General features: G+C 70.0%; 11 protein-coding genes. 4 read left to right on the top strand and 7 right to left on the bottom strand.

Annotated elements, in window-relative coordinates; translation table 11 throughout:
- Nucleotides 1-13 precede the first annotated feature (13 nt).
- Both IPK71_19015 and asnS read left to right on the top strand, forming a co-directional pair.
- The gene (locus tag IPK71_19015) at nucleotides 14-490 is read left to right on the top strand and encodes an acyl-CoA thioesterase (protein MBK8215827.1); all 477 of its coding nucleotides are present in this window, start codon (nucleotides 14-16) and stop codon (nucleotides 488-490) included.
- 52 nt (nucleotides 491-542) lie between these two features.
- Nucleotides 543-1,937, top strand: a complete 1,395-nt coding sequence (asnS, locus tag IPK71_19010; protein ID MBK8215826.1) for an asparagine--tRNA ligase — start codon at nucleotides 543-545, stop codon at nucleotides 1,935-1,937.
- A 67-nt stretch (nucleotides 1,938-2,004) separates the two neighbouring features.
- Here asnS and IPK71_19005 read toward each other — a convergent pair whose 3' ends face one another.
- The 3 genes from IPK71_19005 to IPK71_18995 are packed head-to-tail and all read right to left on the bottom strand — an operon-like array spanning nucleotide 2,005 to nucleotide 5,877.
- Nucleotides 2,005-3,480, bottom strand: coding sequence for a glycogen synthase (locus IPK71_19005; GenBank protein MBK8215825.1), 1,476 nt, complete (start codon nucleotides 3,478-3,480; stop codon nucleotides 2,005-2,007).
- Between the two features lie 4 nt (nucleotides 3,481-3,484).
- Nucleotides 3,485-4,483: a PEGA domain-containing protein gene (locus IPK71_19000; protein MBK8215824.1), complete on the bottom strand. Its 999-nt coding sequence runs from the start codon at nucleotides 4,481-4,483 to the stop codon at nucleotides 3,485-3,487.
- Between the two features lie 2 nt (nucleotides 4,484-4,485).
- Nucleotides 4,486-5,877, bottom strand: coding sequence for a protein kinase (locus IPK71_18995; protein MBK8215823.1), 1,392 nt, complete (start codon nucleotides 5,875-5,877; stop codon nucleotides 4,486-4,488).
- Nucleotides 5,878-6,025: 148 nt separating this feature from the next.
- Between IPK71_18995 and IPK71_18990 the strand changes: the two genes are divergently transcribed.
- Nucleotides 6,026-8,074 carry an RNA methyltransferase gene (locus IPK71_18990; GenBank protein ID MBK8215822.1) on the top strand — a complete coding sequence of 683 codons (2,049 nt, stop codon included), beginning with the start codon at nucleotides 6,026-6,028 and terminating at the stop codon, nucleotides 8,072-8,074.
- Nucleotides 8,075-8,113: 39 nt separating this feature from the next.
- Here the strand turns inward: IPK71_18990 and IPK71_18985 are convergent, their stop codons facing one another.
- From IPK71_18985 to IPK71_18970, 4 genes are all read right to left on the bottom strand, one after another.
- Nucleotides 8,114-9,310 carry an FAD-dependent monooxygenase gene (locus IPK71_18985; protein ID MBK8215821.1) on the bottom strand — a complete coding sequence of 399 codons (1,197 nt, stop codon included), beginning with the start codon at nucleotides 9,308-9,310 and terminating at the stop codon, nucleotides 8,114-8,116.
- Complete coding sequence (locus tag IPK71_18980) at nucleotides 9,307-9,540, bottom strand: DUF4911 domain-containing protein (protein ID MBK8215820.1); 234 nt, start codon at nucleotides 9,538-9,540, stop codon at nucleotides 9,307-9,309. The genes IPK71_18985 and IPK71_18980 overlap by 4 nt, the downstream gene beginning before the upstream one ends.
- Entirely contained in the window at nucleotides 9,537-10,640 is a 1,104-nt protein-coding gene (locus IPK71_18975; GenBank protein ID MBK8215819.1) for an SDR family oxidoreductase, read from the bottom strand. Before IPK71_18975 ends, IPK71_18980 begins: the two co-directional genes overlap by 4 nt.
- Nucleotides 10,641-10,758: 118 nt before the next feature.
- Complete coding sequence (locus tag IPK71_18970) at nucleotides 10,759-12,285, bottom strand: hypothetical protein (protein ID MBK8215818.1); 1,527 nt, start codon at nucleotides 12,283-12,285, stop codon at nucleotides 10,759-10,761.
- A 471-nt stretch (nucleotides 12,286-12,756) separates the two neighbouring features.
- On the opposite strand from IPK71_18970, the gene IPK71_18965 reads away from it, so the two are divergent.
- Nucleotides 12,757-14,604: a hypothetical protein gene (locus IPK71_18965; protein MBK8215817.1), complete on the top strand. Its 1,848-nt coding sequence runs from the start codon at nucleotides 12,757-12,759 to the stop codon at nucleotides 14,602-14,604.
- Nucleotides 14,605-14,609 lie beyond the last annotated feature (5 nt).

Genomic DNA, 14,609 nt, shown 5'->3' with positions numbered 1-14,609 from the left:
GTAGCGTGCACCCATGGTGCCCCGACCCGCCCAGGCCTCCGAGACCCACATGACCGAGTACGTGCTGCCGCAGCACGCGAACGCGCTCGGGAACGTGTTCGGCGGTCAGATCATGGCGTGGATGGACGTATGCGCCGCGATCACCGCGCAGCGGCACACGGGAGAGATGTGCGTCACGGCCTTCGTGGATGACTTAAAATTTCAAAGCCCCGTAAAAGTGGGCGAGGTCGTCCGGCTGTCCGCGCGCCTCTCGGCCGTATTTCGGACGTCGATGGAGATCGAGGTCCACGTGCACGGCGAGGACGCGCGCTCGGGCCGTACGTGGCCCTGCGTGGACGCGCGCCTCACGTTCGTGGCGATCGACGCGCACGGGAAGGCCGTGCCGGTGCCTCCCCTCGCCCTCGACGACGAGACCACGCGGGCCTCGCAGGCCGCGGGTGAAGAGCGCCGCAAGGCTCGCCTCCGAACGAACGACCCGAGCCGCGCGTGAAGGCGCAAGCCCCTCTCGACGAGACGGGGCGTGTCGGACTAGCGTCCCGCCCATGCAGGTTTCCGTCGATGACGTGCTGAAAGGCCGGGGCGCGGCCAAGGTGGGTGAGACCGTGACGGTGGGCGGCTGGGTCCGCACCCGCCGCGACTCCAAGGCGGGGCTCTCGTTCATCGCCCTCTCGGACGGGTCGTGCTTCGACACGCTCCAGCTCGTCGCCAAGAGCGACCTCGAGAACTACGCGGACGTCCAGAAGCTCACGAGCGGGTGCTCGATCGAGGCCTCGGGCACGGTCAAAGCGAGCGAGGGCAAGGGCCAGAGCGTCGAGATCGAGGTCACGTCGATCACGGTCGTGGGCTGGGTGGCCGACCCGGACACCTACCCCATCAGCCAGAAGCGCCACACGTTCGAGTACCTCCGCGAGGTGGCGCACCTCCGCCCGCGCACGAACACGTTCGGCGCCGTGGCCCGCATGCGCCACGCCCTGTCGCAGGCGATCCACCGGTTTTTCCACGATCGCGGCTACTTCTGGGTGCACACGCCGATCATCACGGCGTCCGACTGCGAGGGCGCCGGCCAGATGTTCCGCGTGTCGACGCTCGACTTCTTGCACGCCGACGAGAAGAAGAAGCTCGACGCCCAAGACGACTTCTTCGGCCGCGAGGCGTACCTCACGGTCTCGGGCCAGCTCAACGTCGAGACGTACGCGATGGCCCTCTCGAAGGTGTACACGTTCGGACCGACCTTCCGCGCCGAGAACTCGAACACCGCGCGTCACCTCGCCGAGTTCTGGATGGTCGAGCCCGAGATCTCGTTCTGCGACCTCTCGAAGCTGGCCACGGTCGCCGAAGAGTTCCTCAAGGTCGTCATCGCCACGGTGCTCGAAGAACGCGCGGACGACATGAAGTTCTTCGAGGAGCGCATCCAGCCGGGCCTCATCGCGCGCCTCCGCCACGTGGTCGACTCGCCGTTCAAGCGCATCGACTACGGCGAGGCGGTCGACGTGCTCCAAAAGTCGGGGAAGGCGTTCGAGTTCGCGCCGACGTGGGGCGCCGATCTGCAGACGGAGCACGAGCGGTACCTGACCGAAGAGGCCTTCAAGCAGCCGGTCGTCGTGATGAACTATCCGAAGGACATCAAATCCTTCTACATGCGCCAGAACGACGACGGAAAGACCGTGGCCGCGATGGACGTGCTCGCGGGCGGCATCGGCGAGATCATCGGCGGCTCGCAGCGCGAGGAGCGCCTCGATCGGCTCGACCTCCGCATCGACGAGCTGGGCCTCCAGAAAGAGGCCTACTGGTGGTACCGCGACCTCCGCCGCTACGGGACGGTTCCGCACGCGGGCTTCGGGCTCGGCTTCGAGCGGCTCGTCATGTTCGTCACGGGGATGGCCAACATCCGCGACGTGATCCCGTTCCCGCGCACGCCCAAGTCGGCCCCCTTCTGAGAGCGGGCGGCCGACGACGAATCGTCGGCCACTTTCCTCCCCGAGCGCTCTCGGTTGCCGCTCGCGCTCAGTGCGCGATCGCGCGAAAGAGCTCCACGTAGGCCCGCGCCGAGGCGCCCCACGAGGCGTCTCGCGCCATCGCGCGCTCGATGACCTGGCGGCGCCCGACCTCGTCACCGTAGAGGACGAACGCGTCGTCGCAAGCGACCAGGACGTCGTCGACCGTCGCCCCGTGGGCCACGATCCCCGTGCCCGTGTCGTGAGCGACGGAGACCGGGCTCACCGAGTCGGCGAGGCCACCCGTCGGCGTCACGATCGGGATGGCCCCGTAGCGCATCGCGTACATCTGCGTGAGCCCACACGGCTCGAAGCGCGACGGCACGAGGACGAAATCGAGGCCCGCGTACATACGCCGCGCGAGCCCGTCGTCGAACGTGATGCGCGCGGCGACCCGCCCCGGGTGACGGTGCGCCGCTTCGAGGAGGCCCGCCTCGAGGTCGCGTTCTCCCGTGCCGAGGAACGCGAGCCGCGCCCCCCGATCGACCAGCGTGTCGACGAGCGGCAGCACGAGGTCGATGCCCTTCTGCCAGGTGAGGCGCGACACGAGGCCGAAGAGAGGCCGCGAGACGTCCGCGTCGAGGCCGAGCTCCTCGAGCAGGGCCGCTTTGCACACGCGGCGCCCGCCGACGAACGACGCAAAATCGTACTTTCGAGCGATCTCCCCGTCGAGACCAGGATCGAAGCGCAACTCGTCGATTCCATTGAGGATTCCGCTCACCTTCGAGGCGTGTGCGCGGAGGTGCGCGTCGAGCCCGAAGCCCCCCTCGGGGGTGAGGATCTCGCGCGCGTGGGACGGGCTCACGGTCGTGACACGATCCGCGAGGGCGATCGCGGCCTTCACGAGGTTGAGCGCGCCCTCGTGGCCGCCGATCTCGGGCGAGACCACCCACTCGGGGAGGCCGAGGCGCGCCACCGCCGAGACGTCGAGCACGCCTTGGTACGAGACGTTGTGCAGCGTCAGCACCGTGGGCACCCTCGCCCACTCGGGACCTAGAGCCTTCGCATGCACGATCGTAAGGGCCGCATGCCAGTCGTGCGCGTGGACCACGTCGGGACCGGCGCCGTCCCGGGGATCGCCGAAGACACGCGCGGCGATCGCGAGGGCGGCCCGTGACAACGTCGAGAAGCGCAGATCGTTGTCGCCGAACGGGCCGCGCGTGTCTCCGTAGATCCCCGCACGGTCGAAGAGGCCGGGATCCGAGACGAGGCAGGTGCGAAGGGTCCCTCCGCCCGCACGCTCGACCCGAGGCAGCTCGAGCACCCGGACCTCACGAGCCAAGGCGCCCTCGCCGACCACGAGCCCGTCCGACCACGGGACGCGCGGGACGGATGCGCGTGTGGTTCCGTAGTGAGGGGTGACGACGAGCACGTCGTGCCCCATGTGCGCGAGCTGGACGGCGAGCGCTGCGACGGCATCTCCGAGCCCACCCGTGCGCGCGAGGGTCTCGACCTCCGCCGAGACCATGACGATCTTGAGGCCCATCAGGTCAGAACCGCGCGAGCGGGGCCACCACCTTACCGAGCGACCCCGCGTCGACCTCGGGCTCGGGAGCCGTCGCGATCGCGATGGGCACGATGACGGCCGCGGCGACGACGGTCACGACGCCCGTCCAGAACCACCACTTCTTCGTGACGGGCTCCGGCTTCGACAGCGGGACGACGAGGTCCTTCGTCTGCCCGAGCTCGATGATCACGGGCACGGTCGCGTCCTTGTAGGCCTCGAGCTTGGCGACGACCTCGTGAGAGCCGGGCGCGAGGTAGAGCTCGATCGGCGGGTTTCCACGCGCTTGACCGTCGACGAGGATCGTAGCGCCCATGGGCTCGGTGCGGAGCCGGAGCGTCCCGGACGTGGCCTTGGGCACGAGGTCGACCCGCACCGGGAGCGGTCCGCCCGACTTCAGGAGCAACGCGGTGTCTTGAGCCCGATGCGACGCCGACACGATCTTCAAGGTCGTCTGCGGGTTGCCGTGCGGGATCGAGACGCGGATCATCGAACCGGCGGTCCTGCATCCACGGCTCACCTGGACGCCCCCGAGCTCGATCAACGCCGCGGGCTCGTCGACCGTGCACACGAGAGACACGGTGGCGACGCGCGCGCGCAGCTCGGCGACGACCTCGAGGATGCGTGGCACCTTCGCGCGCAGCTCCGGAGACGCATCGCGAAGGAAGATCTCAAGCTCGTCCACCGCCGCGGGGTAGTTCCCGCGGGCCTGGTGCACCTTGCCGAGGTTGTAGTGAAGGGTGGTATCCGTCGGCGTGAGCTCGACGGCCTTTCGGTATGCCTCTTCGGCCGCTGCGAAATCCAGGCGATCCATCGCCGCGCCGCCCTGGCGTTTGAGCTCGGCCGACGCGGTGGCCGGGTCGGTGGGCGTCGATTGCGCCCGAGCCGCACAAGGACCCAAGAGCCCCATCGCGAGCACGGTCAGCGAGAAGAGGCGCGCGATCGGGCGGGCGCGGTACGTCGGAGGCTTCGAAGGAAGGTGCATCGTCACAGATGGTTGGGGTCGACCGTGGGCGTGGGAGGAACTACCGGAGGAGGCTTCGGCGGGGCGGACGGTACGGGTGGCGATACCGCCGACGGCTCGCCCTTCGGCTTCACGATCGTGCCGGGCTTCGGGGTGGACGATGGCTGTGCGACCGGGATCGGCACCGGGGCTGCGCTCGCGGCGGGCAATGCGGTGACCGTCGCAGAAGGGAGTGAGGTCGACACCGCTGCGATCGAAGGGGCCGCGCTCGGCGTCACGGGAGGTGCGGCCGTGCTCGACCCGCTCGGGGCCCCCGACGCGACGGCCTTGCCTCCCGAGCCCTGCGCGCGACCATGAATCTGCCCCGCGATGACGCCGACCAACCCGAGCGCGACGACGATCGACCCGACGCCGACCCACTTCGTGAGCGTCGAGCCGCGCTCGGGCCCGGGAGAGCCCCACGAGAGCACGGTCTTCGCATCGCCTCGCACGGCGCCCGGCGACGTCGCAACGACCCTCGAGGGTTCGTCGCGGAGGGCCTCCTGGGCCGACAGCGCGCCGAGGCTACCGGCAGGCGCGAACGGGGCTATCTCCCGCATGAGCTCACGCACGGAGCCGAAACGGCCCGCAGGGTCGCGTGCGAGGCACCGCGCGATGGCCGACGCGATCGGCGCCGGGACATCGACGAGCGTGCCGATGGCCGGAGCGTCCTCGGAGACGATGGCAGCCACGACCTGCGTGGGCGTACCGACGAAAGGAGCGCGCCCCGAGAGCAGCTCGTAGAGCACCACCCCGAGGGACCAAATGTCCGCGCGTGCGTCGACGTTGCGGGAAGACTTCACCTGCTCGGGCGCCATGTACATGGCCGTCCCCATGACGGCCTCCGCCGCCGTGAGGCGCGCGTCCCCTTCGCTCGATACCTTGGAGATGCCGAAGTCGAGGACCTTGGCGACGCGGCCGCCACGCTCGTCCGAGAGGAACACGTTCGACGGCTTCAGGTCGCGATGCACGATGCCGAGGGCGTGGGCTTCGTCGATCGCCGCACACACTTGGAGGACGTAGTCGACCGCTTCGCCGACAGGGATCGCCTTCCGCGCGCCGAGCTCGGCGTCGAGATCTCTGCCGTGGAGGAGCTCGAGCACCATGTACGGGACGCCGCCTTCGGTGACGTCGACGTCCATCACGCGGGCCGTGTGGCGGCTCTTCAGTTGGCTCGCCGCGCGGGCCTCGCGGTCGAAGCGTTGGACGAGATCGTCGACCGGGACGAGCTCCGGGAGGAGCATCTTCAGCGCGACCTTCTGACCGAGACGGGTGTGCTCGGCCTCGTAGACGACGCCCATGCCACCTTCGCCGAGCACACGGACCAGGCGGTACTTTCCCGCGACCACTTGACCGGGCTGAGGTAACGCCTCCACGAGCCGGAGTGTACCCCGAACCGCGTGTGTGCCAACAGGGGTGTGCGCCCGAGGTCGCCTACGTTTCACGCCCGACGGTTTGCTTTCCGGTCATGGCGTAAACTTAGGGGTTCGCGAATCACGCGGGCTCTATTACCGTGGGAGGGGCATGGCGCTTTACGGCTCTTCGACGACGAGCGACATGGGCACGGTCGTCGAGTGCCGTCACGCGGAGCGGTGTGGTGGGTGCCCGATCCTGAACCTCACCTACGGCGAGCAGCTCCTCGTGAAACGCGGACGCGTCGTCCAGTCGGTCACGCGGTACCCGAGCCTCGAGCTCGTCTACACCGAGCCGCTGGTGCCGGCCGAGCCCATCACCGAGTACCGCACGCGCGCGAAGCTCATCGTCGGTCCGGGCGGCTCGGTCGGCCTCTACGGTCGCGGCGGCGGTCACCACGTGGTCGACATCCCCGGGTGCCGGGTGCTCTCCCCGGCGCTCGCGCGGGCGGCCGACCTCCTCCGGCAGCGAATCATAGTCGACGAGCGCGAGGGGGGCCCGCTCGCCCCCGCCGCCGATGGGCGCGGAGCGTTGCGTGCCATCGACCTCCGCGAGACCCGGACCGAGCCCGACGCGCCCGCGGCGGTGCTGGTGACGCTCGTCATGTCGCGCCAGAGGTGCCCCGCGGAGAGCGTGCTCACGACCCTCGCCGAGCACCTCCGCGAGGCACACCCCTTCATCGCGGGAGTCGCCGTGAGCCTCCACGACGGCGAGAGCCCCCAGGTGCTCGGCTCCGAGACACGAGTTCTCTCGGGTGAGGGGGCCGTGCTCGATCGTGTGGGGCGATCTCTGCACCTTGCGACGTACGGCTCCTTCGTACAGTCGCATCGCGGGCAGGCGGGCAACATCCACGCGCTGCTCGTCGATGCGCTCGGGCTCGAACGGAGCCCGGCCCCGAAACGCGTCCTCGACCTCTATGGCGGGTCGGGCTCGATCGCGATCGCCCTCGCGGCGGCGGGCGCGAAGGTGACGTTGGTCGAGTCGTTCCCTCCGGCGGTCGAGCAAGCGGTAGCGGCCGCGCTCCTCCAGGGCCTGTCGATCGAGGCCGAATGCCAGGACGTGGGCACGAGCCTGAAGGAGCGCTTCGGGCGCGGTGAGGCCTTCGACTGCGCGGTCGTCAACCCATCGCGCCGCGGGATGGGCCCGGTCGCCCGAGACGGCCTCGCGAAGCTCGAGATCCCCACGATCGCCTACGTTTCGTGCGATCCCGACACCCTCGCGCGCGACCTCGACCACTTCGTGCGGCTCGGGTACGGAACGACCACCTTGCGCCCCCTCGACATGATCCCTCTCACCGAGGAGGTCGAGACGGTCTCGATCCTGCGCCGAGGGGCGTCGCCGACCCCGCCCGTGCTCTTCGAGGACGACGACGTGCTCGTCGTCGCGAAGGCCCCCCACGAGCCGGTCCTGCCCCGCGCCGATGGGGCTCCCGGGGTGTCGCTGAAAGAGCGCGCGATGCGCTTGCCCGGGATCCGATCGCTCCGGCCCGTCGGCCGCGACGACACGAGCACCAGCGGGATCGTCTTCTTCGCCAAGTCGGACGAGAGTCACGACCTCTTCACGCGCGCCTTCGTCGCGCCGTCCACCCGCCGGGTGTACGTGGCGTACGTGCGCGGTGTGACGCCTCAGAAGGGCACGATCGCGCGCGACCTCCGCGAGGACGGACGGACCCACCCCGCTCGTACCCGCTACCGACGGCTCGCGATCGCGGGAGGCCACAGCGTGCTGCGCGTGGTGCCCGAGCAAGAGCGGCCCCACCAGGTGCGAAGGCACCTCGCCGCGATAGGTCACCCGGTGCTCGGCGACGAGCGCTACGGGCACCCCCCGTCGAACCGCTTCTTCGAGGAGCGTAACGGGCTCGATCGCACGTTCCTTCATGGGGTACGCGTCGAGATCGACCACCCCCGCACCGGCATTCGGCTCTTGCTCGAGAGCCCGCTCCACGGGGATCTGAGGTCCGTCCTCGAGCGCACGAGCGGCGCGGGGACCCTTCGCTTTCTCGAACAAAAACACGCACTTGGATCGGGCCCACTGTCGAGCTTCCCGCCGCCTTCGGAGTCCGAGTCGCCCGAGAGCGCGCTCGAGCTCGACCTCGGCGCTCCGTCGGTGCGTCTCGATCTCACCGGCGACGACGACGACTCGCGCGGGAGCGTCTTCTGACCGACGAAGCCGGCTTCGTCGACGACGCCGACTGCAGATTCAGACGAAGGCCGCGCGAAGCCCTTCGACTCCGAGCGACACGGCGAGAGCCGCCTTCGTGAGGCGCGGGAGGCGCTCTCCCGCGTACCACGCGGCACCGGCACGGCGGGCCGATGGCGAGTCCCGAAGTAGGGTGCGGTAGCGCGCGCCCGACGCTCCGTACACACGCGCGGCGAGCCAGGCGCTCTGCAGGAGATGGCGCCCGACACGCGACGTTCGGACGGCCCCTGGATACGCCTCGATGGCGTGCCGACCGACCCGAAGCGCACGCGCCAACGTCCGAGCTGCGATCTCGGCCATCACGATCGACTGCGCGATGCCCTCTCCCGTCGTGCGATCGATCCCTGCAGCCTCCCCGACGAAGACGATCCCCTCGTGGGCGAGCACGGTCTCTGGCACGAACGGTCGCGTGGGGAACGGCCGCAAGACGACCTTCTCGGGGTCGAGTCCACGCGCCGTCAACGACCGAGAGAGCACGGCCTTCACGTCGCTACGAGGGGTCATGTTCGCGTGGTAGATCCCCCGATTCACCCATTGCCCACCTGCGTCGGGCGCAGGTGTCGGAAAGTCCCAGTAGTAGCCCTCGACTCCCGCGCCAGTCACGTCGAGGTCGAAGTCGCACAAGTGAGCGAGAGCTCCGACGTCGGAGGTCGTGCTCGGCGTGTCGGTCACGTAGAGATGGCCTTTGCGGGCGGGCTCTCGCAATCCGAGGAGCTTTCGGGTGCGGCTCCCGGCGCCGTCGCACGCAGCGACGTACCTCGCCGAGAGAGCGCCCGTGGCCGTCGACGCACGAAACACGTCGCCTTCGCGCGCGAGCGAGACGAGCCCCGAGGCTTCACGCACCTCGACACCGGCGTTCGCTGCCTCACGGAGCAGCGCGGCGTCGAACGAGGTGCGGCGAACGAGCGCCCCGAGCTCGGCCTCGGTCGCCCCGAAGGCCCCTCCGTGGAGGACTCGGAGACCTCGCATCGGCACGCTCGCCACACCGAGAGAACGCAAGCTCACGCCGACCGCGCCGAGGGCACGAAGGCCCCACGAAGAGATCGCCCCGGCGCACGGCTTGTCGCGTGGGAAGCGCGCCGCGTCGATGACGACGATCCGCGACGGCTCGATGCCGTCGCACCGCACCAAGTGGAGCGCGAGGCTCGCACCCGCGGGACCCCCGCCGACGATCAGCACGTCGTACGGACGAGTCATTCGGTCGGGCCTTCGAGGAAGGGCACCTCGTCGGCGAGGCTCGCCAGGAAGGTGTCGAGCTCCGAGGCGCGGCTCTCGTGCGCCACCACGGAGAGCTCTCCTCCCCGCGTGGCGTAGACCGCGGCGAGCCCTTCGGTCGCCTCGACGATGCCCTTGAAAAACACCACGTCGCGCGCGCGAAGGACCACACGACGCGAGACCATACCGTGCCCGAACGAGCCGTCGATCACGGTGGCTCACTCCCTTCGGCGCGACGCTCGCGCCTTTCTCTCTGACGTTGTGCGACGAAGTCGACGAGCTTGTCGACATAGGTATGAAAGGGTGGGCACTCGAGCGGAGAGCTCGCCAAGAGCTCGTCGGTCGCCGACGTGTCGTACTCGACCGGAGTGAGCAGCGCGTCGAGGAAGGCTCGGGGGCTCTGGGCGACGCGATCGAGGCCCGGCGCGCGCAGGAGGGCCTTCGTGAGGTTCGCGGGGATATGCCCGCGCGGACCACGTTTTCCGCTGGCCTCGGCCACGAGCTCGAAGACCCTCCGCGCCGTAGGAGGAGAGGGATCTTTGACGTGAAACGTGCGGTGTACCGCGCGAGCATCGCCGCCGACGCGAACGGCGAACTTGGCGACGTAGTCGGCGGGGACGACATGGAGAGGGAAGCTCCCCTTCCCGACGAGCGGGATCGCGACGTCCGGGGGAGACGTCACGATGAGCAACATGAGGAAGTACGGGCCTTCGTGCCGATCCACCTCGCCCGTCTCCGAGTCGCCGACCACGAGCGTGGGCCGCACGATGCTCCACGGCACGCGCTGCTCCCGCCGCACGAAGCTCTCGGCGTGGGCTTGGGCCTCCTCGACGACCGTGCGGAACGACTGCCCATGAGCGAGCTCGTCCTCCCGGACGATGCCCGTGCGCGCGCCGGCGACGCACGCCGACGAATGATGCACGAGTCGCTTGAGGCCCTTCGTGTGGCGCGCGAGCTCGAGCACCTCTTTGGCGGACGCCACGTGCTCGCTCATGGCCTCCTCGCGCGAGAGGCCCAACCTCGAGCCGCCGGCGACGTGATGGATACGATCGACGGTCCCCACGAGGCGCTTCCACTCCGCCCCGGAGAGGCCGAGATCGATGGCCGCCGGATCCCCTGCCATCGCGACCACGCGCGCACGCGCTCCGAGGGGAAGCTCGTCGAGGAACGCACCGAACGCGTCGCGATCACGGTCGCGCACGATGGCGTGGACCCGCCGGGACGGTGAGCCCGCGAGGAGCGCCTCGCACGTCTTGCGGGCCGCGAACGACGGAAGGCCCGTGAGAAGCACCTCTTCCCCTTGGTCGCTCATGCGTCCTCTCTTAGCCAAAGCGGGCCGTCACGTCACCGCCGAGCACCGGCCGGACACAAAACTGCGAAGGACCCCGAAGGGCCCTTCGCGCGCACATCGCCGCACGCCTTTCGACGAGCTAGAGCGACTGTTCGAGCTGTGCTTTGGCGAGCGCGTCGGCCGCTTCTTTCATTTCCTTGTCGGCGGCCGACGGAGCCTTCTTGGGACCCTCTTCGGGACCCTTCGTCGGTCCGGCGGCGGTCGCTCCACCCTTACCGGGTTTGGGGGCCGGCTTCGCGGCGGGCTCTTTGGGCTCGGGCGCGGGCTGCGCCACGGCCACCTTCACGGGAGCCGGAGCGGCAGCCACCACGGGCTTGGGCTCGGCCTTCGGAGCGGCCGCGACGACCGCGGGTTTGCTCGCCTCGGTGGGGGCGACGGGGGCAGCGACCGGAGCGGCCGCGACCACCGCCCCCGGCTGAGCCACCGGAGGTTGCGCGACCACGGGCGCAGCGATGAGGTCGGCCGGGGTCACGGTGGGCTGAGCCGGCGGGGTCTGCGCGACCGGCTGAGCCGGAGTGACGGCCGGCGGCTGACCTTCGGGAGCCTGCGGGGCCGCCGAAGGAGCCGGAGGCTCGCCGACCTTCGACGGGTCCACGAACGCTGCCGTGGCGGACTGCGTGCTCGGGGCGCTGCGGTTGAGCCCGAACGCCGCGATCGCAGCGGCCGCGCTCACGGCCACGAAGGCAACAACCCACTTGCCCATCGGCTTGGGGCTCGTACGCGAGAGCGACACGGCCGTGCCCGGAGGGTCCATCGTCGACGGCGGGGCACCGGGGAAGGCCCCCGCCACCGCATATCCACCCGACATGTTCGCGGGCGCCATCTGCTGGGGGAAACCGCCCGACATCGACGCCATGTGCGCATGCGACATCGAAACGGCCGGCACCTGGCCCGACATCATCGCCGGCACCTGGCCCGACATCATCGCCGGCACCTGGCCCGACATCATCGCCGGCACCTGGCCCGACATCATCGGCTGCGGACCGGGCATCATGGCCGGCTGTCCCGACATCATGCCGGGTCCTTGCGGCATCGGAGCGCCCATCCCTTGCCCACCCATCATCGCCGTGCTCGCCAGCGGCGCAGGCGCGGGGCGAGCAGGAGCGCCCGGGAGAGGCGCGAACGCCTGCGTCGACATCTGCATGGGGGGCGGAGGTGACGACGGAGGCGCCGCGGGGGCCGCCGCGGGTGAAGGCCCCGCTCCGAGCTGCACCGTGAAGTCGGGAGCGTCGGCCCCCGAGTCGTCGGGCATGTCCATCACCACGGCCGAAGACTTCGGCAAAGAGATCTCGGGCACCCGGACGTCTTTCCGCGCGGAGCCGAGCTCGGGGTCCTTCGCCTTCGCGATCGACACCGACGACGTCGGGAGCGAGAGCTTGCCGCCCTTCGGCATGGGACGAATCTGAGTGCGTCCGTCCTCTTCGTCCTCGTCGACGATCGAAGGTGCCGGCGGCCGAATGTGCTTCTTCGCCGAGGTCTTCGTCTCCCCGGTCTCGTCGAGCGGAGAGACCCGCGGCTTCTTCGCCGGCGACGGCATGAACGTCGTCACCTCCTCGTCCGAGAGAGAAGGCTGGAAGGCGCGTGCGGGGGCAGGCTTCTCCTCCATCCGCGGCTGCGAACGCGCCGGGGGTGGCACGCTGCGACGCGCCTGCGAGGCATCGGCCTCCGAAGGTTCTCCATCGCGAGCATCACGACCAGGGCGCTTGTTGAAAGGGAGCACGTAGCCTCCGGGGTTCAGGTCGAGGAGCTGGGATGCGAAGGGCGAGCCACCGCCAGCTTTCCTCTTCAGACGAGCGTACGGGAATCACGATGGAGTGAAACCCCAAGAATGGCCCCAGGTTTTTTTTGGTGCGATATCGCCGCACGTCCACCTCAACCGTGGGGACGAACGCCCCGGGGTCCGGAGACGACGATGGGGGCATCGTCCACCTGGTGGTCGAATGATCCACGCAAGCTCGCCCCGAGAGCGCGGAATAGACGGCCCCGGACCACACGTACATGGGCGCGTGGATCACGTTCTGCGGTTCCGCCCTCGTGGACCGGAACTTTCCCTGGGCCACCACGTCAAGGAGTCCCCATGAGCGTTCGCACGAGGTGGCTGGGTCGTCGATTCCGTTCGGGTGCGGCCGCGGCGTTCGGCGCGGCGCTGCTCGTCTCGCTCGGCACACGTGAGGCTCGTGCAGGCGGGCTCGGCACGTCCGTCACCGTCGAGCCGATCTTTCGAGACGTGCCGCCGAGCGAGGGTTGGACCGACGTCCTCGTGACGATCGAGAACGCCGACGATGCTGCCTTCTCGGGAACGATCGAGAGCGGAGGCGACGAAGGCGCATCGTCGCCTCGCGTCACCCACGCGGTGGTCGTCGCGCCGCACGGCACCAAGGCCACGAGGTTCCCCGTGCGCGTGCCCCATTACGGCCATAGCCCCGTCGTGGTCGGCGTTCGCGACGCCCGCGGGGCGCTCGTCGCCCGCCGAACGGTCCCGACCGAGACCGGGAGCCACCCCCCTACTCTAGTCGACGTCGGAGCCCTCACGCCGTCGAGTGCCCTGCGCAACGCCGAGGTGTGGGTCCGCTCGGGGCGCGTGGGCAGCCGCAGCCTCCTCAGGGTGGGGTCCGTGGCGCGCGATCCTGCCACCCACGCGCCCCTCCTACCGACACGCACCGCCGCCTACGAGGGAGTCGACGTGGTGCGAGCCACCGTCTCCGACCTCGCCGCGCTCGAGAACGCGGAGATGCTCGCGCTCTCGACCTTCGTCCTCCAGGGGGGAACGCTCCTCCTCACGGGCGCGACCACCGCGGACCTCGACCACCCTCGCGTCGCGCCCATGGTCGACAAGCACGGCGCTCCCTTCGGGCGATCGTCCTACGGGCTCGGCGAGGTCGTCTTCGACACGGACGGCGACGGCAACGTCCCGGCCGCGGTCGGGAGGGCCCACGATCGTCGAGCGCTCCGGGCCTTCCCGAGTCGCGCCCTCGCGGACGAGGACGGCGCGCTCGAGAGCGACGCGATCGAGAGAGCGCTCGATCCGAACGAGAGCTTCCGGGGCGCGCTCGGCGCCTCGGCCGTGCTGCTCGTGCTCTACGCCATCCTCGCGGGGCCCGTCTTGCACCTGCGTGCGCGGAAACGCGGGAAGCCGTTCACCCCGCTCCTCGGCGCGCCCCTCCTCGCGGCAGGCGCGTTCGGCGCGGTGGTCGGCATCGGGCTCGTATCGCGGGGCGTGAACGGACGCGCACGCCACGTCGCGATCGTCGAGGCCAGCGCCGGGGCGTCCCGCGGGACGGGGGTGCTCTTTCGGGGATTTTTCACGAATCGAAGGCAACGGTTGGACGTTCGCGCGCTCGGGCCGACATCGTCCCTCGCGCGCCTCGAAAGCGGAGACACGGCGGCGGATCACCTCGTCGCGGACGGGCGCACGCTCACGCTCTCCGACTTCGTCGCTCTCCCGTGGCAGTCCTCGATCGTCCGAGAGACCGGCTACGCGCGCGATCTCGGCGGCACCGTCGACGTCGAGCGGCGCGACGGGAGGCTCTTCGTCCACAACGGGCTCGGGACGTCGCTCGTGGACGTGATCGTCGCCGAAGGTGACACGGCGAGGTACTTCGCCGTGGTCCCCGCCGGCGCCACGATCGATTCCTCCGAAGGAACCCGACTTCCCGATCATCGAAGCACGAGCGTCACGGTGCACGATCTCGCCGCCTACCGGCTCCGAGGAAACCTGCCCGATCCGGTCGCCGAGCGGGTATCGGCGAGATGGCAGCTCGCGGAGGGGCTCGCGCGCGGCGCCGATTTCTGGCCCGACGAAAACGCGGTCGTCCTCGCGGAGGTCGATGCCCCGCCCTCCCCTCGGGACGACTCCGGCGTCGCGCTCGAGAGCGACCGGCTCCTCCTCCGGGTGGTCGGCACCGGGACGCGGAGGTCGCCGTGACGAGC

It is taken from the genome of Myxococcales bacterium (assembly GCA_016712525.1).
GTDB lineage: Bacteria > Myxococcota_A > Polyangia > Polyangiales > Polyangiaceae > JAAFHV01.
The sequence above is the reverse complement of the archived record's forward strand: the minus strand, read 5'-3'. Positions and strand labels throughout refer to the sequence as shown.

Bases quoted from the DNA above. Each gene is read 5' to 3' on its own strand.
- IPK71_19015 (MBK8215827.1), top strand. From the start codon at position 14: ATGGTGCCCCGACCCGCCCAGGCCTCCGAGACCCACATGACCGAGTAC.
- asnS (MBK8215826.1), top strand. From the start codon at position 543: ATGCAGGTTTCCGTCGATGACGTGCTGAAAGGCCGGGGCGCGGCCAAG.
- IPK71_19005 (MBK8215825.1), bottom strand. From the start codon at position 3,480: ATGGGCCTCAAGATCGTCATGGTCTCGGCGGAGGTCGAGACCCTCGCG.
- IPK71_19000 (MBK8215824.1), bottom strand. From the start codon at position 4,483: ATGCACCTTCCTTCGAAGCCTCCGACGTACCGCGCCCGCCCGATCGCG.
- IPK71_18990 (MBK8215822.1), top strand. From the start codon at position 6,026: ATGGCGCTTTACGGCTCTTCGACGACGAGCGACATGGGCACGGTCGTC.
- IPK71_18985 (MBK8215821.1), bottom strand. From the start codon at position 9,310: ATGACTCGTCCGTACGACGTGCTGATCGTCGGCGGGGGTCCCGCGGGT.
- IPK71_18975 (MBK8215819.1), bottom strand. From the start codon at position 10,640: ATGAGCGACCAAGGGGAAGAGGTGCTTCTCACGGGCCTTCCGTCGTTC.
- IPK71_18970 (MBK8215818.1), bottom strand. From the start codon at position 12,285: ATGGAGGAGAAGCCTGCCCCCGCACGCGCCTTCCAGCCTTCTCTCTCG.
- IPK71_18965 (MBK8215817.1), top strand. From the start codon at position 12,757: ATGAGCGTTCGCACGAGGTGGCTGGGTCGTCGATTCCGTTCGGGTGCG.